The organism is Mobilisporobacter senegalensis, assembly GCF_003752155.1.
GTDB lineage: Bacteria > Bacillota > Clostridia > Lachnospirales > Lachnospiraceae > Mobilisporobacter > Mobilisporobacter senegalensis.
Genome location: NZ_RJVG01000009.1, coordinates 24,721 through 46,955, shown reverse-complemented (window position 1 = coordinate 46,955; position 22,235 = coordinate 24,721). Strand labels below are relative to the sequence as shown.

The following is a 22,235-nucleotide window of genomic DNA, read 5'->3' as shown; positions in this document are numbered from 1 at the left end:
TATTTCTATTTGCCATCCCCAATATCTATAAGCTGACTGCTTTCTTCTTTTATATTATTTAAATTTAATTTACAAAATAAGCATAAATAGTATATTGACAACATTACTACTACGTGATACTATATAGTAGTAGTAAGTAATACTGAATATCGGTAATACTAGATACTAGAGAGGTGGTTAAATTGGAAAATATCACAGAAATGTTAAAGGGTGTATTGGAAGGCTGTGTCCTTGAAATCATCAGCCATGAGGAAATCTACGGTTACGAAATCACCAGGCGGTTGAATGCCCTGGGATTTTCGGACGTTGTAGATGGGACAGTTTACACCATTTTGGTGCGGCTTGAGAAGAATAAGCTCGTGGACATAGAAAAAAAACCATCCGATATGGGACCGCCGCGAAAGTTTTTCACACTCAACGATGCAGGGCGTGAGGAGCTTGGGAGGTTCTGGGATAGATGGGAGTTCGTATCATCAAAAATTAATGAGTTAAAGGAGAAAAAATAATGAATTTTTGGGAAAGAATCACAGGGAGCGACATGACTAAAGAAATGAAAGCTTTTGAATCCCGGGTAAAAAAGCTGCCGTCTGATTATCAGACTGCCTGGGAAAAAATCAATGCTAATCTATGGTCGTACTCAGATTTCACTGGCCGCAACCTTATGCCAATTCTTGACGGTGTCCTTGGTCTGCTGGAAGAAACGGCGGCGGATGGTCAGAGTGCCCAGGAGGTTTTGGGTGATGATATCAAGGGCTTCTGTTCGGCCCTGGTCGGTGAAGAAGGGGCAAAGTCTTTTCGCGACAAGTGGCGCCAGCAGCTTAACAATAATATCGCTAAAAAATTAGGTAAATAGGAGGATAAAATGAGAATACAAGATATCATCGAAGGCAAAAAAGAGTGGAGGGCCCACATGGCGCGTGTCAAAGCACTCCCACAGGATTATCAGATTGTTTATAAAGAGATTCAAAAATATCTCTTTAAGGTCGGCCCTGTAGAGCTAACTGACGGGACGGGTTTACTCTCGGGGATTATCGACCTTTTTGAAGAGGGCGCGGCCTTGGGAAAAGGCGTGTTGGAAGTGACTGGCAGTGACGTAGCGGCTTTCTGCGACGATCTAATCAAAGATTCAAAAACTTACGCTGACATCTATCAGGAATCTGTTAACCTGGAAGTTAACAAGGCCGTGAAAAAGGTCACGGATAAAACAAAGTAAAGGGATGGTAGAGTGAGTAAATACGAGTGGCTATTATGCCCGGTCTGTGGCAATAAAACAAGGGTCAAAGTACGTGAAGATACGGTACTTGAAAACTTCCCATTATTTTGCCCCAAGTGTAAACAGGAAAAGATAATCAATGTAAAACAAATGAATATATCAGTTATGAAAGAGCCAGACGCTAAGACGCAGAGCCGATAACATGTGAGTAAAATCATAGTTGTCGGCTCTTTTTTATCTGATGACTACCAGGTGTAACACTACCATTTCTAAAGTGGGAGATAACAGCTGCTACTATATTATAATTAGAGGAGGAAAAGAAAATGAAAAAAAATATCATACAAATTAAAGCTGTAAAGAAAGCTTACAAAGAGGTAGAAGTACTTAAAGGAGTAGATTTTGAAGTAGAGCAGGGAAGTATCTTTGCATTACTAGGTTCCAATGGAGCAGGAAAAACAACAATGATCAGAATTATGGCGACGTTACTGAAAGCAGATGCCAGAAGTGTTGTGATCCATGGTTATGATATTGAAAAAAAGCCAGGTGATATTAGAGGTTGTATCAGTCTTACTGGTCAGTTTGCTGCTATTGATGAAATTTTGACCGGCCGTGAAAATCTTCAGATGATAGCAAAACTTAGACATCTTAAAAATCCAAATCAAGCAGCAGATGAGTTAATTAGCCGTTTTGGCATGTCAGAGGCAGCAGACCGCAGAGTAGGTACTTACTCCGGGGGTATGAAAAGAAGAATTGATATAGCAATGAGTCTTGTGGGAAACCCAAAGATTATTTTTCTCGATGAGCCAACAACAGGCCTTGATCCCGAAGCACGTTTAGAGGTCTGGAAGATTGTAAAAGAGTTATCAGCTACAGGAACTACAGTATTCTTAACGACTCAGTATTTAGAGGAAGCAGAACAACTTGCAGATAAAATCGCTATTCTTCATGGAGGAAAAATCATTGCTCTGGATACACTGGAGGGATTGAAAAAATTATTTCCGCCTGCAAGGGTTGAATATGTGGAGAAACAACCTACATTAGAAGAAATATTCCTAACAGTCATTGGTAAAAAGGAGGAGAAATAAATGGGGTCTATGAATAAATATTTTTTCAAAGATATGAGTGTTATGTTTGGACGTTCTATGCGTCATATTTTTAGAAGTATGGATACTATTATTACTGTTAGTATCACACCAATTGCCATTATGTTGTTATTCGTTTATGTATTTGGGGGTGCAATTGAGACAGGTACAGAAAATTATATTGATTACCTTTTGCCAGGTATATTGTTAATGACTATTGGCAGTGGGATCGCATATGTAGCTTACCGCTTGTTTACAGATAAAGAACGTGGCATCTTTGAACGTTTTCACTCTATGCCTATCGCTCGTTCTACAGTATTATGGGGGCATGTATTGACTTCATTAATTTCTAATGGGATTTCTGTAGTAGTGATTATACTTGTTGCATTATTAATGGGGTTACGTCCTGCAGCAGGAATTTTAGAATGGTTAGGGGTATTTGGAATCCTGGGAATATTTACACTTGCTTTAACCTGGATTGCTGTCATTGCTGGGCTTGCTGCAAAAACACCCGATGGTGCAGGCGCATTCTCTTATCCAATCATCTTTTTACCGTTTATCAGTTCCGCCTTTGTGCCAACAGATACTATGCCTTCAGTAGTACGTGCTTTTGCAGAAAATCAGCCTGTAACACCTATCGTAGAAGCTATTCGAAATTTATTGGCAAACCAGCCGGTAGGAAATGATATCTGGGTTGCCCTTGCCTGGTGTATGGCAATTATAGTTGTTGCTTATATCTTGGCAATGAGGATCTATAAAAAATTATAACGTGTCTTTATGCTAAGTAACAGTTATCCACCCACGTGGAGATGTGCGTACTTTTGTCCCACAAAAACCCACAAACATCTCCACCGTCTTTATAAACAGGAAAATTGTCTTTAAAGGTAATTCAGCCTCATCATTTCCAAGGTAATTGCATCTTGCTCTACCGCTTTTCGGCTCTGCGTCTAGCGTCTGGCTCTTTGATAACGGTTATATTCATTTTTTGCACATTGATTAATGAATCCATTCTGTTTTTATCATTGTAACACCTCAAGCTTCTCTATACTAAAAACGAATTTTTCTATTTCAAGAGCAATGTTTTGCGGCTGATAGTAGTGAATGTAATGCCCACAATCTAAGGCGATATATTTTCCGTTCTGTAAATGTGAAATTCTTTGCCATCTGAAATGAACGATAAGTATGGAGTTGATTTTGGATAGCCTAAGTTTGCAACTTCTTTTGCATTCTTTCGACAGAACTTTACTTCATCAGGCATATTTTTTGTGAAACTATTTCGGATAAACATATATTTGTATATGCTTATTTCCTTTTCAGAAAACTGTCCGCAAGCTCTAATCGATTTCTCCGCAACTTTTGTTGTGAGCCGAAGTAGTCCAGCGTGAACCAATCGAAAGAATACGATATAAAAAAGTCATCGTAACTGCTTTCATAGGAGTGAGTTGGTCATATAAAATTGTGTCTATATCTCTTGATACTTTGGCAGTTTCACTCCAACCGTACCGCCGCCTGCCATAAATACAAGAATATCCGTTCCTTCACCTTGTTTATAAATGTGCATTTTGTGATTATTTACCGTCACCATTGTGCCCGGATATTTCACCTTTCCGTTTTCGAGTTTCCATTCCAACTCCATATGCTAATCCCTCCTATAGTGCTTGCAATAGATGCAACTTTAATAGTTAATTTTTCAAGCTAAAGAAATCGAAAAATGCTCCTTTATTTTCCATCAATTTGCCAAAGGAACCTGTTTCTGAAATCGTTCCATTCTTCATAAATATCACTTGGTCATAGTTTTCTAATAGCTCTGGATTAAGTGAGTGTGTAATGGTAATAACCGTTAATTCACTGATTTTGAGTAATTGGCTTTCGATGTCATAGGCAGTCTGCATATCCACTGCTGAAGTACCCTCGTCTAAAATCAAGATGGGCTTTCCTTGCACCAATGCACGGGCTACGGCAACTCTTTGACGCTGACCACCCGAAAGGTTATTTCCGTTTTCACCCACGGATGTGTCCAATGTTTTTTCATCACCTAAAAACATTGTTACACCACTCATATCAAGGGCTTTTTGCAAAGCAGTTGGTGCAATTTGCTTGTGCAAGCAGATATTGTTCTGAATAGATTCATCAAACATATAAACATTTTGGTGAATAACAGAGGACATTTCATTCAATTTCTCAATATCCAGGTTTCGTATATCAACACCATCATACGAAACCTCTCCGTCAAACTTTGCATAGTAGCCGCTCAGTAAATTGATGAGAGTGGTTTTTCCGCATCCGCTTTTTCCTACAACCGCATATTTTTTTCCTTTTTGAAAAGAGAAGTCAATTCCTTGTATAATTTTCCGTTCTTGCTCATAACCAAACTGCAAATCTTTTACTGCAATGTCAGTTTCAAATGTAGGACACACAGTTCCGATAAAGGCATCGTCTTTGTAATTCACTAAACTATCTAGTCGTTCAATGATAGGTTTGCTACCTTGAATTTGTGGAATACTTTGTGACAAAACTTGAATTGGAGCAACAATGGTTCCTGATACCTGTACAAGCCCCACCAATGTACCAGCGGTAATCTTGCCTGTAATAATGAGATAAGCTGATATAAATAAAATGCTACACTGCACCATAACTCCAAGTATAGTAGATAAGGCTTCCACTGCTGAAACCATCTTATCAAGTGCATATTTGGCTGTGTATACGGTATCATTTTTTTCACCAAACGCTTTTACTGTATAGCTATTCATTCGGTAAGAGCGTATCACCTCAAAGCCCGATAAAAAATCCTTGATAGCTACAGTGAAGTTAGACTGCTTTTTTGAAAAGCTATCCTGCCGATTTTGAATTGCTTTTTGAAACAAGCCTGGCAAAACAATAAGCAAAAGCATTGCCATAAATAAGCACAGCATTACCAGTGGGCTTAGGTAAAGCATCACAGCAAATGAAGTGATGAAAACAATGATATTTTGTAGACAGAGTAGTAGAGGAACAAAATAATTTTCCTCTACATTCTTTACATCATTCGTAAGTGCGGACAGGTAATCTGCAGAGTTAACTGCCCTAAAATCAGATATATTTTTCTTAAATATTCCGACAAATACAGCACTTCGCAGCATCTTTGTTACTCTGCAAATAAATTTTTTGCTAAAGATTGCGAACAACCAATAGCATATTCCTAATCCCACAAGATAAACGGTAGTTTGCAAAACGATAGAAGTAAATCGGTTCATGTCTTGAGATATGGCAACATCAATTACATCTTTTAGGATAAGTGCAACCAATGTTGAACCAACTGAAAATATAGTGCCAAATAAAATGGCGATAGCGAGTAACCCTTTTTGTTTCAAGATATATTTTTTCATTGAAATCCCCCTTTTATTCATTCTGTATGTATGTATTTGTTGAAAAATAAAACTGCCGGTTGGCAATTTTATTCTATATCTATTTCTGCCGCATTTTCAATAATTGATGAAACTATTTCATCATCTAAAATAGGAACACCCAACTTGTCGGTAATCTCCTTAATAAATACAAGCCTTTCTATACTTTCTTCTTCGGATGATGGATATATCGTTGGCAATGTCCAAAAATTCGTTAAGAAGGCAAGAAGTTGCGAAAGTAGTTTAGGATGCGTTGTTTGAATTGAGCCATCCTTCACTCCCTCCTCAATGATTTCTTGATATGATGGTGCAATTATATCTCGATTATCTTCAATAAATTTCTTTAGAAAAGCAGGGCTTTGAAGTGCCTGCACCGACATAATACTAATTTTGCGGCTGTCAGTATCCTCACTGGATTGCTGCATAAAATATTTAAGCTTTTCAAGCCCTGTTAGGTCAGTCTGCTGTTTTAGTTTTTCAAAGGGATTATTGTCTAAAAACAGTTTATCGCCTAACGCATCTAACACCTCTTCTTTGGATTTGAAATGATGGTAGAACGCTCCACGGGTCATCCCACCCATATTTTCTACAATATCCAAAATAGTGGTTTGCTCATATCCTTTTTCCAAAAATAAATGTAGTGCTGCATCTAGTATTTTTTGCACTGTTTCTTCGGGATATTTGTTTCGTGGCATAAATGCACCTCTTTTCATACATTGTGTATGTTTATAGTATAGTAGAGAAAAAACGTTTTGTCAACAGATAAATACAAAGTGTATGTAACAATCATTTCCTTAATCTGTGCTTTTACGATGTTCCTGAAGCCTACCATTTTAATCATATCAAAGGAAATTACGGCGTAAAACATATTTTGATGTCGCACTCATAGAAACTGATGTATTCGCCCTCGTTTGTCTTGTCTGGATTTTTCGCATAATCGGTACGGTCAGCAAGACAATTGGCAATGGAGTTGCCTTTATTTTGGTGTATGGAAATGAGCCTTGTGGTAGCCAAGATAATGCCTCTGCTTTTTCAACTTTACTATTAAGAGGAATCATTCCAATGCTATTTCCGAAGTCTACAGTTACGTGGATATAACTGTCTAGAGTTTTGTGGGTCTTTGGTAATACCGTTGAGACGTGTTATCTGCTATATAAGGTGAAGTGAGAATTGAATAGATATATTCCCAATTTGTATATAATTTGATAAAATGGTTATAAGTCTATCCATACTTAATATTAGGAAGGTGAATCCATGGGACATATTACAAGTAAAGATGCCTATAAGAATTTAGAGGAAAGAATCAATTGGTTTACACAAGGGACTCCGCCATCGGACAGTCTATATAAACTAGCAGAGAGAAATCCATTTGCACGGTTAAATTCCTGGTTTGAACACCAATGTAAAATAAGAGTATTTGTCCATAGGATGCATAATTAAGTTGAAATGATTCAATATAGATAAGGTTGGAATGAGGTGTGCTATGAATTTACATGATAAAGTAAGTACCGGACTAGAAGGTTTGGATCAGGTAATTGACAACCTTCGACTTGGAGATAATGTAGTTTGGCAGACGGATTCAGTTTCGGATTATAAGAAAATGGCTGACTATTTTGCAAGGAAGGCTAAGATGGATAATATGAGGCTGGTTTATATCCGCTTTGCCAGCCATGAACAGATACTGGGTGACAGCCAGGATATTAAGATTTACCATGTTGATGCAAGTAAAGGGTTTGAAAGTTTTGCTACAGAAATATACAGCCTGATTAAAAAAGAAGGCAAAAGGGTTATGTATGTTTTTGATTGTCTGACTGATTTATTAAAATACTGGCATTCGGATTTAATGATCGGTAATTTTTTCAAGGCCACCTGTCCATACCTGTATGAATTGGATACGGTAGCATATTTTGCTATCATACGAAACTTTCATACTTATAGCACAATTGCAGGTATCCGTGAAACGACCCAGCTTTTACTTGATATATATCAGGTAAATAATAAAACATATATTCATCCCCTCAAAGTATGGCAGCGTTATTCACCTACCATGTTTTTCCCCCATTTAATTCAAGATCGGGAGGCTATCTGCATCACGGCCAGTTCTGACGCCTCTGAGTTATTTACCAATATTCACCGGGGTGAAAACCGGCTTGATTATTGGAATGTCATTTTTAACAAAGCTAAAAAAGTAATGAACTTTTCACTTAAGCAGCAGGAAGAAACGAAGAAGCGCTTAATGTATATGCTTATAGGCAGTGATTCCAGAATGTTTCAGTTATGTGACCGATATTTAACTTTAAGAGATATTCTGATGATTGCATCCAGAGAAGTCGGTACCGGCTTTATTGGAGGAAAGAGTGTCGGTATGCTTTTGGCCAGAAAAATTCTGGAGATTGAAGGAAAAGATCGTTTTACATCATTATTGGAACCCCACGATTCGTTCTATATTGGGTCGGATGTTTTTTACACCTATATTGTACAGAATGGCTGGTGGAGGCTTCGTGCAAAGCAAAAGACCCAGGATGGATATTATAAATATGCACCTGAACTTAAAGATAAGCTTTTACATGGGGAGTTTCCTAAAGACATTCAAGAGCAGTTTGTTCAAATGCTGGAATATTTCGGGCAGTCTCCAATTATTATACGTTCCAGCTCCTTACTTGAAGATAATTTTGGGAATGCATTTGCGGGAAAATATGAAAGTGTTTTCTGTGTGAATCAAGGTACTCCCGAGGATCGGTATGAAGCTTTTGAGCAGGCCATTCGTATTGTTTATGCAAGCACAATGAATGAGGATGCACTGGATTACAGGATGAACAGGGGACTCTCCTATCAGGACGAGCAGATGGCCATATTGGTCCAGCGTGTTTCAGGTGATCAGTATGGAGAATACTTTTTCCCACATATTGCCGGGGTGGGAAATTCTTCCAATCTTTATGTTTGGGATGAGAGTATTGATATGAATTCAGGGATGCTTCGTCTGGTATTTGGACTTGGCACAAGGGCAGTCGACAGAACGGATGGTGATTATGCGAAGGTTGTATGTTTGGATAATCCTTTGCGAATTCCTCCGATGGCTTATGAAGATCAGAATAAATTCTCCCAGCATAGATTAGATCTCCTTTCTTTTACGGATAATGTTTTAGTAAGCAGAGACTTGGATGAGATCGTACCACTGGATTTAAAAACAGATAAGAAGTTGTTTATGAGTCCGGACCATATAACAGCAGCCTATATGCGTGAGCTGGGATATAAGGATAGGAAAATTCCTTATATTTTAGACTTCAAAAAATTGTTCACCAATACGGAGATTACCTCCGTAATGAGAGAAATGCTGGCATTATTGTCCAAGGCATATGATTACCCTGTTGATATTGAATTTACAGCTAATTTAAACAAAGACAACCTTTTCAAAATCAATCTCTTGCAATGTCGCCCATTACAAACAAAAGGCTTAGGCAATACAGTAAAAATACCGGAGTTGACAAATGATAAGGATTGCTTTTTCTCTGGAAAAGGAAATTTTATGGGGGGAAGTGTACGGCTGCCGATTGATTTTGTTGTATTTATTCCAGGGAACACATATCTGGAGCTGAATGAGCAGGGGAAATATGCTGTAGCCAGACAGATTGGCTTGATAAACAAAGAAATGAAAGGAAAAAATGTCATGTTGGTAGGTCCGGGCAGATGGGGAAGTACCACACCGTCGCTAGGTGTACCTGTGCATTTTACTGAATTGTGTAATATGACGGTCATTTGTGAGTATTCATCGAGAAAATCAGGATTTATGCCGGAGCTATCTTATGGAAGTCATTTTTTTCAAGATATCGTTGAGACAGGGATTTTTTATGTGGCCATTTTTGATGAACATAAAGATGTAATATTTAACCCTGACCGCGTTCTTAAAGAGGAGAATATGTTAAACTCTTTATTTCCCGGGAGTAAACAGTTTTCAGATGTAATCCATATTACTAAAACTGCTGGGATGGAGATATATTCTGACATTGTGACACAAGTATTCCGATGTTTTTGGCTTGACCTTTATATAAAATCATGATATTCTATTACCAATTGAAAATACCCGTGAGGGAGTAGTTAACGTAAATGTGCGTGGCAAGTCAACATACTGATCGAAAACGATCTGGCTTGTCTTAAAAAACGAGACTCATGTATAACTTTTATGGCTATACATGGTCTTTATTATTATAAAAACCCAGGTATATGCTCGTATGAGTTACACTTGGGTTTTTTCATGTGCAAATCATACTTTTAAAGGAGAATATATTATGAATTTACTGGAACTATTTATTATTGCTATTGGACTTTCTATGGATGCTTTTGCGGTAGCCGTCTGTTCAGGGCTGACCATGCGTAAAGCAACGATTAAAAAATCATTGATTGTCGGCATGTATTTTGGCCTTTTTCAAGCAATTATGCCGCTTATGGGGTATATGCTTGCCACACAGTTTGCCGATAAAATAATCGATTTTGATCACTGGATCGCATTCGTCCTACTCTGCTTTATAGGAGGTAAAATGCTTGTGGGAAGTTTTAAAAAAGAAGGATGTGCAGACAGGGAATGTCCCGCCAAAACATGCACGGACAGAGAATGTCCAGGGGGAGAGCGTCCCAATACTAAGGAAGCTTCCTTAAAACTTGCGGAAATGCTGCCTCTTGCCCTTGCTACAAGTATAGATGCACTGGCGGTAGGTGTATCATTTGCTTTTCTTCAAGTTAGTATTGTTCCGGCAGTTTTATCTATTGGGATTATCACGCTGGCTTTATCCATGCTGGGTGTAAAAATTGGCAATATATTCGGTGCAAAATTTAAATCGAAAGCCGAGCTTGTGGGCGGCATTATATTGGTTTTAATGGGGATAAAGATATTATTTGAACATATGGGAATCATCAACTTTTAATAAAAGCCGATACTTATCTTGAGCAGGAGAAAATTATAATTTCAACGTATATGGAAGGATATGTTACTGTATTTAACTGATGAGAGGATTGTTGACTATATGCTAAAATAATGATATAGTATTTTATACCCCCATGGGTATAAAGGAGGTGTTGTCATGCGACAATGTATGGATTGTGATAATCTGCACAGACGGTTAAATAAGATTATGGGACAAATCAAGGCCATTGATAAAATGGTGGAGGAGGATGTTCCATGTGAGGATGTATTAATCCAAATTAATGCAGCAAAAAGTGCCTTGCACAAAGTTGGACAGATGGTTTTGGAAGGCCATTTGAATCACTGTGTACGAGAAGGGATTGAACACGGCAATGCCGATAAAACAATTGCTGATTTTGCGAAAGCAGTAGAGCATTTTTCAAGAATGAGTTAATGAAATCCGAATTAAAAGCAGTTACTTCTAAAAAAGTAGCTGTTTTTTTATTGACTTACGATACCCCTACGGGTATAATATACGCATACCCCCATGGGTATAGAAAGGAGTGTATTGTTTGCTTAAATTTCTTAAAGATGAGGAAAAGAGAACTCTTCTTTTTTTCGGGATATCTATACCTTCCCTCATCATTAGCTTTTTTAATATTGGATCATTTCCTGTTGATCCTGCATGGATTGCCATTCTTCTCTGTGGTATTCCAATTATAAAAGGTGCCATTGCCGGGTTAGTAACAGAATTCGATATTAAAGCGGATGTTCTTGTTTCCATGGCACTGATTGCTTCCATTTTTATTGGAGAAATTTTTGCTGCCGGTGAAGTAGCTTTCATTATGGCACTTGGTGCCTATCTGGAAGAACGCACTGTAGCAAAGGCCCGTGCAGGAATTGAAAAGCTGGTTCATTTGACCCCCACTACCTCAAGAGTGGTACGAGGCAATGAAGAGCTGATTATTCCGGCAGAACAAATAAAACAGGGAGATATTCTGCGTGTGTTTGCAGGAGAAACCATTGCAGTGGATGGTACCATTCTTAAAGGCCAAACTTCCATTAATCAATCCGTCATGACGGGAGAATCCCTTCCAGTGGATAAAGGGGAGGGCGACGAAGTATTCAGCGGTACCGTCAATCAATTCGGTACCTTTGATATGCTGGCACAAAAGGTTGGAGAGGATAGTTCCTTACAGAGAATGATACGGCTGGTGGAGTCTGCTGATGCCGGGAAAGCGAAAATCGTTGGTATAGCCGATAGGTGGGCTACCTGGATTGTGGTCATTGCGCTGCTTGCAGCCGTTATTACATGGTTTGCTACGGGCGAGATCATTCGTTCTGTTACCATACTGGTTGTGTTCTGCCCCTGTGCTTTAGTGCTTGCTACCCCTACTGCCATCATGGCCGGTATTGGAAATGCATCGAAGTACGGTATCTTGATCAGGGAAGGGGATGCACTGGAAAGATTAGGAGAGGTAAAACGTATTGCCTTTGACAAAACAGGAACCCTTACCTATGGAAAACCTGCTGTGGTACAGGTATATAGTATATCCCCTGAATTGGATGGTGAGGCGTTACTGAAACTGGCTGGGACAGTGGAACTTCGTTCTGAGCATCCTCTTGGGAAAGCGATTGTGACAGAGTATAAGCAACGGTATGGAAAACGGCTGGAGCAGCCGGAGGATTTCAAACTGCTGGCCGGACGGGGCGTGTATGCCTTATATAAGGGAAAGACAGTTTATGCAGGAAACGAATCCCTGTTTGCAGAGCAGAACATTCCCCTCCCCGATGAGTTAATACAATCGGCAGAAAAAGCCAAGGTAGATGGCTGTACCACTATTTATCTTGCGCAAAACAAAAATACAGTGGGAATGATTAACCTGTCAGATACTCTGCGGCCTGATGTTCAGCAGACGGTAGAAGAAATCCATCAGACAGGAATACAGACCATTCTTTTAACTGGGGATGCTCCCCAGGCTGCTACCCATATTGCCCATATGGCAGGAATCAAGGAGACACAGTCTAACTGCCTTCCTGAAACCAAGCTGCAAGCCATTCGTACTTATCAAAAACAGAGCCAACAAGTTTGTATGGTTGGTGACGGTATTAATGATGCGCCTGCCCTAAAAGCGGCACACGTTAGTATTGCCATGGGAGGGATAGGAAGCGATATAGCAATTGATGCCGCAGATATTGTTCTTGTAGGAGATGACATTAAGGAAATCCCACACCTTTTGCAGCTATCAAAAAAGACGATGGGAACGATCCGGGTGAATCTTGCGGCTTCTATGGCGCTTAATTTTATCGCAATTGGACTTGCGGTTACCGGCATCCTGAATCCCGTTGTCGGCGCATTGGTACATAATGTGGGTTCTGTGGCGGTTATTATCAATTCTTCACTATTATTAAATTGGAGGAAATTAAAATGAAAGATTGGATGTTTTTCATACTTTTTATTATTGTTGGATTAGGAATGTTGGGTGTAGGTTTTTATTATATGCATAAGGAAAAAGATGATCCCGAATCTGTAAAGATTTACAGAGTGTTTTCAATTATAGGCGCTGTCCTGACTATAGCAGCTATATTAATGAAGTTTGTATTATAACGAATTGTACCTTGTTTTCCGAGGAATAATGATACTATATTTGATGAGGATAATGACAGTTTTGGGGAGGATACCAAAGGGTAGAAAAGCCAGGAAACAGGATAAAGAAAAGGATGGAAGAACCATAATGGGATTTATTTATAAAATGTTTAGATTTTTTATAGTAAGTGTTTATGTGAGCTTTATATAATTATTTACTATATAGGCTTATTAAACTGAGAGGATAATATTATGAAAACAATAAACCGAATCCTTATATCAAGTGTCTTTTTCGCGCTGATTTCGATTGTATCTATTCTGGGTATAATGAGCATCTTCTTTTTTAGCCTCGTCCCGGAATATGGCAAAGAGATGTTAGACCAAGACGTTTTCAAGGCTGAGGAAATATTAAGGGGCTTCGATACCGGCGATACTGAATGGAGCGTATTAAATGCCGACCTAAATCTGTACGGATACAATCTTCTGGTTACAAACGGCGATATTATAGTTTTTTTCGATTTGGAAGATTCACAAATCAAAGCAATAGAAAGCCTTAAAGGACTGAATCTTGGGGAAATTTCTTCCCTTTTTCCCAGACGATGCTATTGGCTTTGCAGCAGGAATTAGTAAGATAAGTTTAGGGAAGTTTTTTGTAATAATTCTCATTACAAGGCCTTGGGAGATATTGGCTGCATCAGCGCTGGGATCTTCACGGTTTGAAATGCCCTTATGGGGATGGGGAATGCTGGAGTCGGAGAATGTAACCCCGGAAAAGAAAGGGGAGTATTACAATATAATAAGAGGGCATATTATGATTTCCTGTCAAAAGGAGAAGAGCCAAATATCCATATACCTGCAAAACCAATTTATATCCATGTAGACAAAGATGCTTTAAAAAGAATTTTCCAGAATCTAATAAAGAATTATTTAAATCATGGGACAGGAAGTATATCTATTTCTGTAAAAGAAGAAGGAAACCAGGTCAGTATTAGTTTTAAGAATTATGCACCCGGCATAGATAGAGCAGAGACGGAGAAGCTATTCAAGCGTTTTTATACCGGGGATCAATCCAGAACGAAGAAAACTACAGGTCTGGGTTTATCAATTGTAAAAAATCTGGTTGCTAAAATGAATGGCGAAATTGAAGCGAATGTAGAGGGTTCATTTCTTATTATCAATATAACTTTTCTGATGGTTTACAATTGATTTTGATTAATGAGTTGCCGCGATTCTATGCTTATGCAAAAACAGGGCTCAACAATAAACTTTTTTAGCACTATTTCTTTGTCAGTTCACCAACTGTATATAATATAAGGAATTTGGAAACTATAATGCCCGGTAATGAGGAATAATATCTTCATATGAGCCATCTTTCATCAAAAAGCCGTAAGGAATAATGCCAAGTTTAACAAATCCAAGCCTTTCATACAGGTTAAGCGCTTGAACATTTGATTTAACTACCGCATTAAATTGCAAAATCTTAAAACCAGATTCTTTGGCTTTATTCATACAATGAGTAACAAGTTTTTCACCAATATGCTGACCACGCATACCTTTTTTTACCGCATAACTTGCGTTACATATATGTCCACATCGGCCAATGTTATTAGGATGGAGTATATACAGGCCAACAATTTCTTTGCTGTCTGTATCATAGGCGATACCAGTAAAGGATTGTTGTAAAAAGAATTCGTCTCCACTGCTTTCTGTCAATAAATCCGTTTGTGGAAAGGAAACACCATCTTGAACAACCTCATTCCAGATAGCAATTGCTTCTGTAATATCATTTTTATCGTAGGCTCTTATTTCAATATTCATATCTATCTATTCCTCCTAAAAATAACTTATTGTATAATTCTCATCCAAATAAGTTGCTCCTTACTCTTTTACAAACACATCAAATTTTTATATAACTATATCTAACAAGCTATTAGAAGTCAACCATAAGTTTACTATTTATCAAGTTTGAAACAGCCATAATGACAGAACTTGCTGCTTCAAGATAATTGATATATATTAATCATTGTGATATGCTTTATGATGCAAGGCACAAGAAAATGAGCAGAAATTTATTTGGAGTGATGATACCCATGAATTTAAATAGAAAAAATACTTTCAAAGTAATATATTCCTTTTTACTTGGACTGTTAATAGGTATATTAACGGTGATGGGACAGAAATATCTTCCCGGTTCACTAAATTCATTAGCAAACTCAGGTGCTATTTGGTTAATACCAGCATTCTTCATGGCTTTTTCTGGACAAAAAAAGCTTACGGCAGTTTTACTCTGCACGGAAACATTGCTTGTTTGCGTTATTTCCTATTATTGGATAGAATCTATAGTGAATAAGCATACTTTCGTCTTTGGAGGATACTACTTTTATCTCTGGCTTATCTGCGCTGTAATTGGAGGTATTATTTTTGGTTTAGGAGCTTATTTTCATAGACAAAAGTGTGGGCACTATTATTGGGGCGCAAGCCTGCTACCAGCTGTCTTTCTTGCAGAAGGCTTATCTGAAATAATTCATTTGTCTGGTTATATGCATATGATACCTGCCATTATTGGAAGAATTTTTATAGGACTTGCCCTATATTTTATTATATACAAGAATGACTTTTATAAAAGAAAACCACTAATATCCTTCTGTGTATTTACAGCTTTTGGTGTTGTGGGATATGAACTTCTTTTTCGGTTAACAACATAAAATCAACTCATCTGAGAAAAAGAATATATTTAGCATTATATAAGAAACAGGAGACAAGGGCATATGGAGAATACAACTACTTTAACAGAGGGAAGTATAGTAAAAACATTATTTAAACTGGCTCTTCCAATTATGGGGACCAGTTTTGTACAAATGGCTTATAACTTAATTGATATGATTTGGGTTGGTAAAATAGGGACTGGAGCCGTGGCAGCAGTTGGAACTGCTGGATTTTTAACATGGCTTGCCAATGCATTTATATTGATACCAAAGATAGGGGCAGAAGTAGGTGTAGCTCAATCTACAGGTCAAAATGACATGAAGGAAGTAAAAAAGTATGTAAAACATAGCATTCAGATGGTTATATGTCTTGCATTTATATTTGGATTCATTTTAATTGTTTTTCGAAATGGTATTATTGAATTTTTTAATCTTGGGGAAGAGGAGATTGTTCGGGCTGCAATTCAATATTTGGTTATTGTTTCCTGCGGATTTGTATTTTATTTCATTAATCCAGTATTTACTGCTATATTTAATGGTTACGGTGACAGCAAAACTCCTTTCATTATCAATTCAATTGGGCTTATTACAAATTTAATACTGGATCCTTTGCTGATTATGGGAATTGGGCCTTTTCCAAGATTAGAAGTGGCTGGTGCAGCGATAGCTACTGTAATTTCTCAAGGGATAGTTACATTCATTTTTATCATAAAAGCAAGAAAGACAAAAGTGATTTTTGGAGATATTCATCTATTTCAAAAACCAGATCTATTCCATATTCAGAAGATTACTAAGCTGGGTTTACCAACAGCACTTCAGAGTGGGCTTTTTTCAATCATCGGAATGGTACTGGCAAGAATTATTTCACAGTGGGGACCTACACCTATAGCAGTGCAAAAAGTAGGTTCACAGATTGAAGCAATATCATGGATGACTGCAGGAGGATTTCAGAGTGCAATGAGCGCCTTTGTTGGACAGAATTATGGAGCGCGAAAATGGGATAGGGTCAATAAAGGATATTATACAGGAATGATAATTGTATCCTTCATTGGAATATTTGCAAGTGCTTTATTATTCTTTGGTGCAAGACCTTTGTTTTCTATATTTATTCAAGAGGAAGAAGCCATATACTTCGGAATTCAGTATCTTAAGATATTAGGGATTTCACAGTTATTTATGTGTATTGAAATAACAACAGCAGGTGCCTTTAATGGGCTGGGTAAAACAATTCCTCCATCTATTATAGGAATCTTGTTTAATGTTCTTCGTATACCAAGTGCTCTTCTTCTGGCATCTACAAGTCTTGGACTTAATGGAATCTGGTGGGCTATTAGTATTTCCAGTGTTTTTAAAGGGATTGTATTAATGGCATGGTACATAATTTTACTTAAAAACAGATCGTACAGGTCGTCATAGTATTTATATACCAGAATAATATGGGGCTGAAAAATTAGATGTGTTCATTTTTCGTTCGTTTACCTTTCGTTCGTAATAACTTTATGTCCAGAACAATACTCCTATACAAACCTAATCTCAATAATAAACTAACTGGAAATATTATAGCAAAAAGAATTCCCTTTTTCAGATCTTTATAAAAGGCTTCAGAAACTACCCCAACAACAGTTGGTCCGGCAGAGCATCCAAGGTCTCCTGCTAATGCCAATAATGCAAACATAGCAGTTCCACCTTCAGGTATCCCTTTTGAAGCCAGGCTGAAGGTTCCCGGCCATAATATTCCAACGGATAATCCGGTAACAGCCACCCCTATAAATCCAATCACACTATTTGGAGATAAGGATGCAAGTAAATAGCATGTTATACATAAAATACCACTTATAAACATAAACTTTTCCAAGCTTATTTTTTCGCTAAATTTTGCATAGAATACTCTGGCACATCCCATGAAAATTGCAAATAAGCATGGTCCAGCCAAATCTCCCATCGTTTTGGAGGCTCCGAGCCCTGATTCAGCGAAAGCCGAAGCCCATTTGTTGGACATGCTTCAACAATAGGGCTTATTAATACTTCGATCATACCATCGCCTATGGCATAGCAAATAACCCCCAGAATAATTCCAATATAACCATTTGAGAATAGGCTTGGAAAAATTACAAACCCTATAAGACCGATAACACAAAAAATATGTGCAGCCACTACAGATATTCGGTATCCAATTTTATCTACAAATTTTGCTGCTAAAATATCGGTAAAAAGTTGAACCCCAAAATTTATCGTTATCAAAATTCCGATTTTGTCCAATGAAATTTCATATATATTTTGAAATGTTAAAAATAATAAAGGTACAAAATTGTTGATGATTGCTTGTGCAATATACCCTATATAAGAAGCATAAATTGTATGATTATAGTTTTCGCAGACTCTTATCCGTTTCATATTTCCCATATTCCTTACTAAAGTAATCGTTTTTTCTGAATAGTGACAGGCTGATTATAGCATAGATCATTATGTTATGATATACTATAAGTCGATTGTTCTACTGAAGTACATGTTGAATGTCGGTATAAAAGGTTAAAAAAGATGACAAATCATTTTAATGGAATGCAAGGAGCGAAGAACATGGGTATAAAGAGACAAAATTTATCATCAGGCAGAGTAATATTATTAATAGTTTATACAATTGCTATAATTTATTTTATGTTCTTTGGATTTGGCAGGCCGCAAATAAATGATACCCTTACAGAATATCGTTTTTCAATACTTTTTACTGGAATACCTTTATGGTTTCCCAAAAGTTTATCACTTGTTTTTTCAAAATTGTGGATTTTTAGTTTAGGAAATCTACTGGCGTTTGTACCTTTTGGTATATTAATACCCATGGTATTGAGTACTAAATATTATAAATTTATATTTATTTTTTTGATTTCTATCTTATCATTAGAAATTTTGCAAATGGTAACATATCTTGGAAGCTTTGATATAGAAGATATAATTGTAAACTCGCTGGGAGCTACAATAGGCTATTTCGCATACAAAATAGGCAATAAATCTAAATCAAGATTAAAGAAAATAATGAGTACTATAGTTTTAATTTTGATTTTTTCTTTCATGCTTATTGTTTTTGCAGAAATTTTTAATAAAGTGTTTGACTTCTAAATCCATATAAGAGATATCAAATAAGATTTCGTTGGGTTCAAGGGGGATCTTAATTTAATCAAAGAGATAAGTTTACAGTTGAAAAATCTGTACTTATCTTTTTTTGTTGATGAAAATTCAAAACTGTAATATCTGATAATATTTCTTTTATACATATTTATCTACAATTATTTCAAAATGGTACAAAATGGAATATATACATGGTATAATTCTAATAATAGGGTAAATAAGGGAGGAATAATTATATGGGATTATTTAATAGAATGAAAGAACCTATTTTTCTTAAAGAGAGCAGTAACGCTGAGTTACAATTAGAAAAGCTAAAAGCTTTAGAACCATTACTTAATCCAGATGGGCAAACAATGATAAGACAAGACATAAAATGTCTTGAATATGGAATAGCAGGAGAGAAGAATATAGCATTTGAACTGAAAAACAGCCATATGCCTATGTATATATTACATGACATATATCTGGAGGATGGGGATTTAAACGCACAGATAGATTATCTTGTATTTACGAAAAAAATGTGCTTTGTTATAGAATGTAAAAATCTCTATGGAAATATTGAAATCAATAATACAGGAGATTTTATACGCACCATGGAATTTGGTGGTAAAAAGAAAAAGGAAGGGATATATTCTCCTATCACTCAAAATCAACGCCATTTGGAATTAATGAAAAAGCTAAAAACTGACAGCAAAAATAATATATTCACTAAATTTATGACGGGAAAATATTTTGAAGATTTTAATAAATCAATTGTTGTTCTGGCGAATCCCAAGACGGTTCTTAATGCAAAATTTGCAAAAAAGGAAGTTAAGGAGAAAGTTATCCGGGCTGATCAATTAGTAAAATATATAAAGGATATGTACGAAAAGTCTAAAGAATTAGCGGATTTAGATGAAAGAATGCTAGAATGGGCTAAATCTTATTTGAATTTACATAGGGAAGTTGAAAAAGACTATACTGAAAAATACGAGCAGTATAAAATAACATCAATTAAATCTGAGAATTCTCAAGAGCCAATCATAGTAAAAGAAGGAAAGAGAAGCGCTATTGCAGATGTAGCAGCAGCTGTTGAAGATACTAATATATTTAAAGAATTAAAATTATATCGTTTGAATAAGAGCCGTGAAGAAAATATAAAACCTTATTTTATCTATAACGATAATCAATTAAAATATTTGATTTCAAAAATGCCAAGGAACAAGGAAGAATTGCAGACGGTGGCTGGATTTGGGGCGGCAAAGATAAATAAGTATGGCTATGATATTTTGAAAATCATTGAAAAATATAACAGGTAGAGAAAAGGGACATAGAAAATGATGATTTTATAGGGAGGATAACAGGATATGAAGGATATAGAAAATTACCAGTCAGGGACTGGTAAATTCAGGTTATTCAAACAGTGGAGTTTATTTGAAAGAATTTGGTTCATTTCTTTTCTTGTAATTATAATCACTACTACAGTTTATTTTTCGTTTACAGGTACTGATTATAGCAAGATAGAAAGCATACTTTTGAACTGGGTTATTTCACCAATCAGTGCAATTAGTGGGATTATCTGCGTTATACTGGCGGCAAAAGGGAAGATATCAACCTGGACTTACGGAATTGTTAACAGTATATTATATGGATATTTGGCGTATCGAACAGGCTATTATGGTGATGCCATTATCAATATAGTATATTTCCTGCCAACACAATTCATTGGATTACTATTTTGGAAGACAAGACTAAAAAATAAGAGCAAAGTAGATGTTAAAATGCGTAAGCTGACTGTAAAACAAGCAGTTTGCATCTTTATTCTGGGCCTTTTCATTTCAATTGGATTTGGTGTTTGGCTTCATTCTGTTGATAATTGGTTTACGGAAGTAATGAAACGGAATGTATCAATTTATAGTTACTTTGAGCAAGTATTTGGTTCGAAAGCTATCTTTATCGGACCAATTTTAGATTCTTCTACTGAAGTTACACAAATACTTGCACAATTATTCATGGTGCTGGCTTATGCTGAACAATGGGTATTCTGGATCATCACGAATATAATTACGATTATTATGTGGGCTGTTGTAATTGTAGCAGATCCTTCCAGCATCAGTTGGGCATTGCCGACTTTGTTTATGTGGATTGCATATTTGATCAATAGTATATATGGATGGATCATTTGGAAAAGAGGTGTAGGGCATGACGAATAAAGTTAAGAAAGTTGGGCTCTATCTTGGAAAGTTTTCCATTCTTCACTCCGGCCATCAGTTTGTGATAGATACTGCATTAAAAGAAATGGATAAGCTTATTATCCTTATTTATGATGCTCCAAGTTCGACATCTATTCCTTTAGATATTCGGTCTAAATGGATTGAGGAGATATATGCAAGTTCTCCAATTGAAGTGGTCAAGGGGTGGTGCGGTCCAGAAGATACAGGCTATTCCGATGAAGTCAAAAGGATTCAAAATGAATATATTCTGAAAATGGCCGGTGACAGAGGAATAACACACTTTTATTCCAGTGAGCCGTATGGAGAGCATGTCAGCGAAGCACTTCAATGTATAAACAGGATTGTTGATATAGAACGTAAAACTTTTTCGATAGCCGCTTCTATTATTCAGAAAAATCCATATTTGTACAAAGAATATATTCACCCTTTGGTATATCCCGACTTGATAACAAATGTCGTTTTTGTGGGAGCTCCTTCCACAGGAAAAACTACGATTGCCCAAAAGTTGTCATTGGAATATAGCACTGTATGGATGCCGGAATACGGCAGAGAATACTGGGAAGAACATCAGATTGAGAGAAGGTTGGAACCTTGGCAGCTGACTGAAATCGCAGAAATACATTTAACAAGAGAGCAAGACAAACGAATGGAAGCAAATCAATATTTATTCACGGATACAAATGCTATTACAACTTATATGTTCGCTATGGATTATCATGGATTTGCTGAAGCCAGATTAGTTGAGCTGGCAGAAGCGGCCCAAAGGCGCTATGATTTGGTATTCTTATGCGCCGATGATATTCTCTATGATGATACCTGGGACAGAAGCGGTGATGTCAACCGCCATATCTTTCAGCAGAAAATCAAATCTGACTTACTAAAAAGAAATATTCCATTTATTACTTTACAGGGATCCATTGATGAACGAATAAGAACCGTTAAAAAAGTTTTACATAGATTTAAAAAATGGACCAGTTTTGCAGATGGGCTCTTAGATATTTGAGGAGAATGAATATAACCATAGAGGGGAAT

The 22,235-nt window shown here is 36.8% G+C and carries 24 protein-coding genes and 1 pseudogene; 20 read left to right on the top strand and 5 right to left on the bottom strand.

Annotated elements, in window-relative coordinates; translation table 11 throughout:
* Nucleotides 1-182 precede the first annotated feature (182 nt).
* The 6 genes from EDD66_RS13900 (at nt 183) to EDD66_RS13875 (ending at nt 3,063) form a co-directional block, all read left to right on the top strand.
* Nucleotides 183-506 (top strand): PadR family transcriptional regulator, encoded by a 324-nt coding sequence (locus EDD66_RS13900; protein ID WP_123610204.1) that lies wholly within the window; start codon nt 183-185, stop codon nt 504-506.
* Nucleotides 506-853 (top strand): DUF1048 domain-containing protein, encoded by a 348-nt coding sequence (locus EDD66_RS13895; RefSeq protein ID WP_123610203.1) that lies wholly within the window; start codon nt 506-508, stop codon nt 851-853. The genes EDD66_RS13900 and EDD66_RS13895 overlap by 1 nt, the downstream gene beginning before the upstream one ends.
* Nucleotides 854-862: 9 nt before the next feature.
* Nucleotides 863-1,213: a DUF1048 domain-containing protein gene (locus EDD66_RS13890; protein WP_123610202.1), complete on the top strand. Its 351-nt coding sequence runs from the start codon at nt 863-865 to the stop codon at nt 1,211-1,213.
* Nucleotides 1,214-1,225: 12 nt separating this feature from the next.
* Complete coding sequence (locus EDD66_RS13885) at nt 1,226-1,414, top strand: cysteine-rich KTR domain-containing protein (RefSeq protein ID WP_123610201.1); 189 nt, start codon at nt 1,226-1,228, stop codon at nt 1,412-1,414.
* Between the two features lie 122 nt (nt 1,415-1,536).
* The gene (locus EDD66_RS13880) at nt 1,537-2,298 is read left to right on the top strand and encodes an ABC transporter ATP-binding protein (protein ID WP_123610200.1); all 762 of its coding nucleotides are present in this window, start codon (nt 1,537-1,539) and stop codon (nt 2,296-2,298) included.
* Nucleotides 2,299-3,063: an ABC transporter permease gene (locus EDD66_RS13875; RefSeq protein WP_123610199.1), complete on the top strand. Its 765-nt coding sequence runs from the start codon at nt 2,299-2,301 to the stop codon at nt 3,061-3,063.
* A 694-nt stretch (nt 3,064-3,757) separates the two neighbouring features.
* Here the strand turns inward: EDD66_RS13875 and EDD66_RS18495 are convergent.
* The 3 genes from EDD66_RS18495 to EDD66_RS13865 form a co-directional block, all read right to left on the bottom strand.
* A complete protein-coding gene (locus EDD66_RS18495) occupies nt 3,758-3,931 on the bottom strand; it encodes a hypothetical protein (RefSeq protein WP_170164364.1) in 174 nt (57 codons plus the stop codon).
* 46 nt (nt 3,932-3,977) lie between these two features.
* On the bottom strand, nt 3,978-5,660 hold the full coding sequence (locus tag EDD66_RS13870) for an ABC transporter ATP-binding protein (protein WP_170164363.1): 1,683 nt from the start codon (nt 5,658-5,660) through the stop codon (nt 3,978-3,980).
* A gap of 68 nt (nt 5,661-5,728) precedes the next feature.
* Nucleotides 5,729-6,373, bottom strand: coding sequence for a TetR/AcrR family transcriptional regulator (locus EDD66_RS13865; protein WP_123610197.1), 645 nt, complete (start codon nt 6,371-6,373; stop codon nt 5,729-5,731).
* A 559-nt stretch (nt 6,374-6,932) separates the two neighbouring features.
* On the opposite strand from EDD66_RS13865, the gene EDD66_RS13860 reads away from it, so the two are divergent.
* The 8 genes from EDD66_RS13860 (at nt 6,933) to EDD66_RS13825 (ending at nt 14,368) form a co-directional block, all read left to right on the top strand.
* Entirely contained in the window at nt 6,933-7,118 is a 186-nt protein-coding gene (locus tag EDD66_RS13860) for a hypothetical protein (RefSeq protein ID WP_123610196.1), read from the top strand.
* A gap of 43 nt (nt 7,119-7,161) precedes the next feature.
* A complete protein-coding gene (locus EDD66_RS13855) occupies nt 7,162-9,735 on the top strand; it encodes a PEP/pyruvate-binding domain-containing protein (protein ID WP_123610195.1) in 2,574 nt (857 codons plus the stop codon).
* Nucleotides 9,736-9,964: 229 nt separating this feature from the next.
* Nucleotides 9,965-10,597, top strand: coding sequence for a manganese efflux pump MntP (locus tag EDD66_RS13850; protein ID WP_123610194.1), 633 nt, complete (start codon nt 9,965-9,967; stop codon nt 10,595-10,597).
* 156 nt (nt 10,598-10,753) lie between these two features.
* Nucleotides 10,754-11,029 carry a metal-sensing transcriptional repressor gene (locus EDD66_RS13845; RefSeq protein WP_123610193.1) on the top strand — a complete coding sequence of 92 codons (276 nt, stop codon included), beginning with the start codon at nt 10,754-10,756 and terminating at the stop codon, nt 11,027-11,029.
* Between the two features lie 118 nt (nt 11,030-11,147).
* Nucleotides 11,148-13,007: a heavy metal translocating P-type ATPase gene (locus EDD66_RS13840; protein ID WP_123610192.1), complete on the top strand. Its 1,860-nt coding sequence runs from the start codon at nt 11,148-11,150 to the stop codon at nt 13,005-13,007.
* The gene (locus tag EDD66_RS13835; protein ID WP_123610191.1) at nt 13,004-13,183 is read left to right on the top strand and encodes a hypothetical protein; all 180 of its coding nucleotides are present in this window, start codon (nt 13,004-13,006) and stop codon (nt 13,181-13,183) included. Before EDD66_RS13840 ends, EDD66_RS13835 begins: the two co-directional genes overlap by 4 nt.
* A gap of 231 nt (nt 13,184-13,414) precedes the next feature.
* Nucleotides 13,415-13,789, top strand: a complete 375-nt coding sequence (locus EDD66_RS18310) for a hypothetical protein (RefSeq protein WP_148053949.1) — start codon at nt 13,415-13,417, stop codon at nt 13,787-13,789.
* A gap of 108 nt (nt 13,790-13,897) precedes the next feature.
* Complete coding sequence (locus EDD66_RS13825) at nt 13,898-14,368, top strand: sensor histidine kinase (RefSeq protein ID WP_170164362.1); 471 nt, start codon at nt 13,898-13,900, stop codon at nt 14,366-14,368.
* A gap of 120 nt (nt 14,369-14,488) precedes the next feature.
* On the opposite strand, the gene EDD66_RS13820 is transcribed toward EDD66_RS13825, so the two are convergent.
* The gene (locus tag EDD66_RS13820) at nt 14,489-14,980 is read right to left on the bottom strand and encodes a GNAT family N-acetyltransferase (protein ID WP_123610189.1); all 492 of its coding nucleotides are present in this window, start codon (nt 14,978-14,980) and stop codon (nt 14,489-14,491) included.
* Nucleotides 14,981-15,252: 272 nt separating this feature from the next.
* On the opposite strand from EDD66_RS13820, the gene EDD66_RS13815 reads away from it, so the two are divergent.
* Together EDD66_RS13815 and EDD66_RS13810 are read left to right on the top strand one after the other, a co-directional pair.
* A complete protein-coding gene (locus EDD66_RS13815; RefSeq protein ID WP_123610188.1) occupies nt 15,253-15,867 on the top strand; it encodes a DUF6518 family protein in 615 nt (204 codons plus the stop codon).
* Nucleotides 15,868-15,930: 63 nt separating this feature from the next.
* Nucleotides 15,931-17,283 (top strand): MATE family efflux transporter, encoded by a 1,353-nt coding sequence (locus EDD66_RS13810; RefSeq protein ID WP_123610187.1) that lies wholly within the window; start codon nt 15,931-15,933, stop codon nt 17,281-17,283.
* A gap of 34 nt (nt 17,284-17,317) precedes the next feature.
* On the opposite strand, the pseudogene EDD66_RS18965 reads toward EDD66_RS13810, so the two are convergent.
* Nucleotides 17,318-18,261, bottom strand: a pseudogene (locus EDD66_RS18965) (MFS transporter).
* A gap of 183 nt (nt 18,262-18,444) precedes the next feature.
* On the opposite strand from EDD66_RS18965, the gene EDD66_RS13800 reads away from it, so the two are divergent.
* From EDD66_RS13800 to EDD66_RS13785, 4 genes are all read left to right on the top strand, one after another.
* Nucleotides 18,445-18,981, top strand: coding sequence for a VanZ family protein (locus tag EDD66_RS13800; protein ID WP_123610186.1), 537 nt, complete (start codon nt 18,445-18,447; stop codon nt 18,979-18,981).
* Nucleotides 18,982-19,226: 245 nt separating this feature from the next.
* Entirely contained in the window at nt 19,227-20,288 is a 1,062-nt protein-coding gene (locus EDD66_RS13795) for an NERD domain-containing protein (protein ID WP_123610185.1), read from the top strand.
* Between the two features lie 48 nt (nt 20,289-20,336).
* Nucleotides 20,337-21,182, top strand: coding sequence for a nicotinamide riboside transporter PnuC (gene pnuC / locus EDD66_RS13790; protein WP_123610184.1), 846 nt, complete (start codon nt 20,337-20,339; stop codon nt 21,180-21,182).
* Complete coding sequence (locus tag EDD66_RS13785) at nt 21,172-22,206, top strand: AAA family ATPase (RefSeq protein WP_123610183.1); 1,035 nt, start codon at nt 21,172-21,174, stop codon at nt 22,204-22,206. Before pnuC ends, EDD66_RS13785 begins: the two co-directional genes overlap by 11 nt.
* Nucleotides 22,207-22,235: the final 29 nt, after the last annotated feature.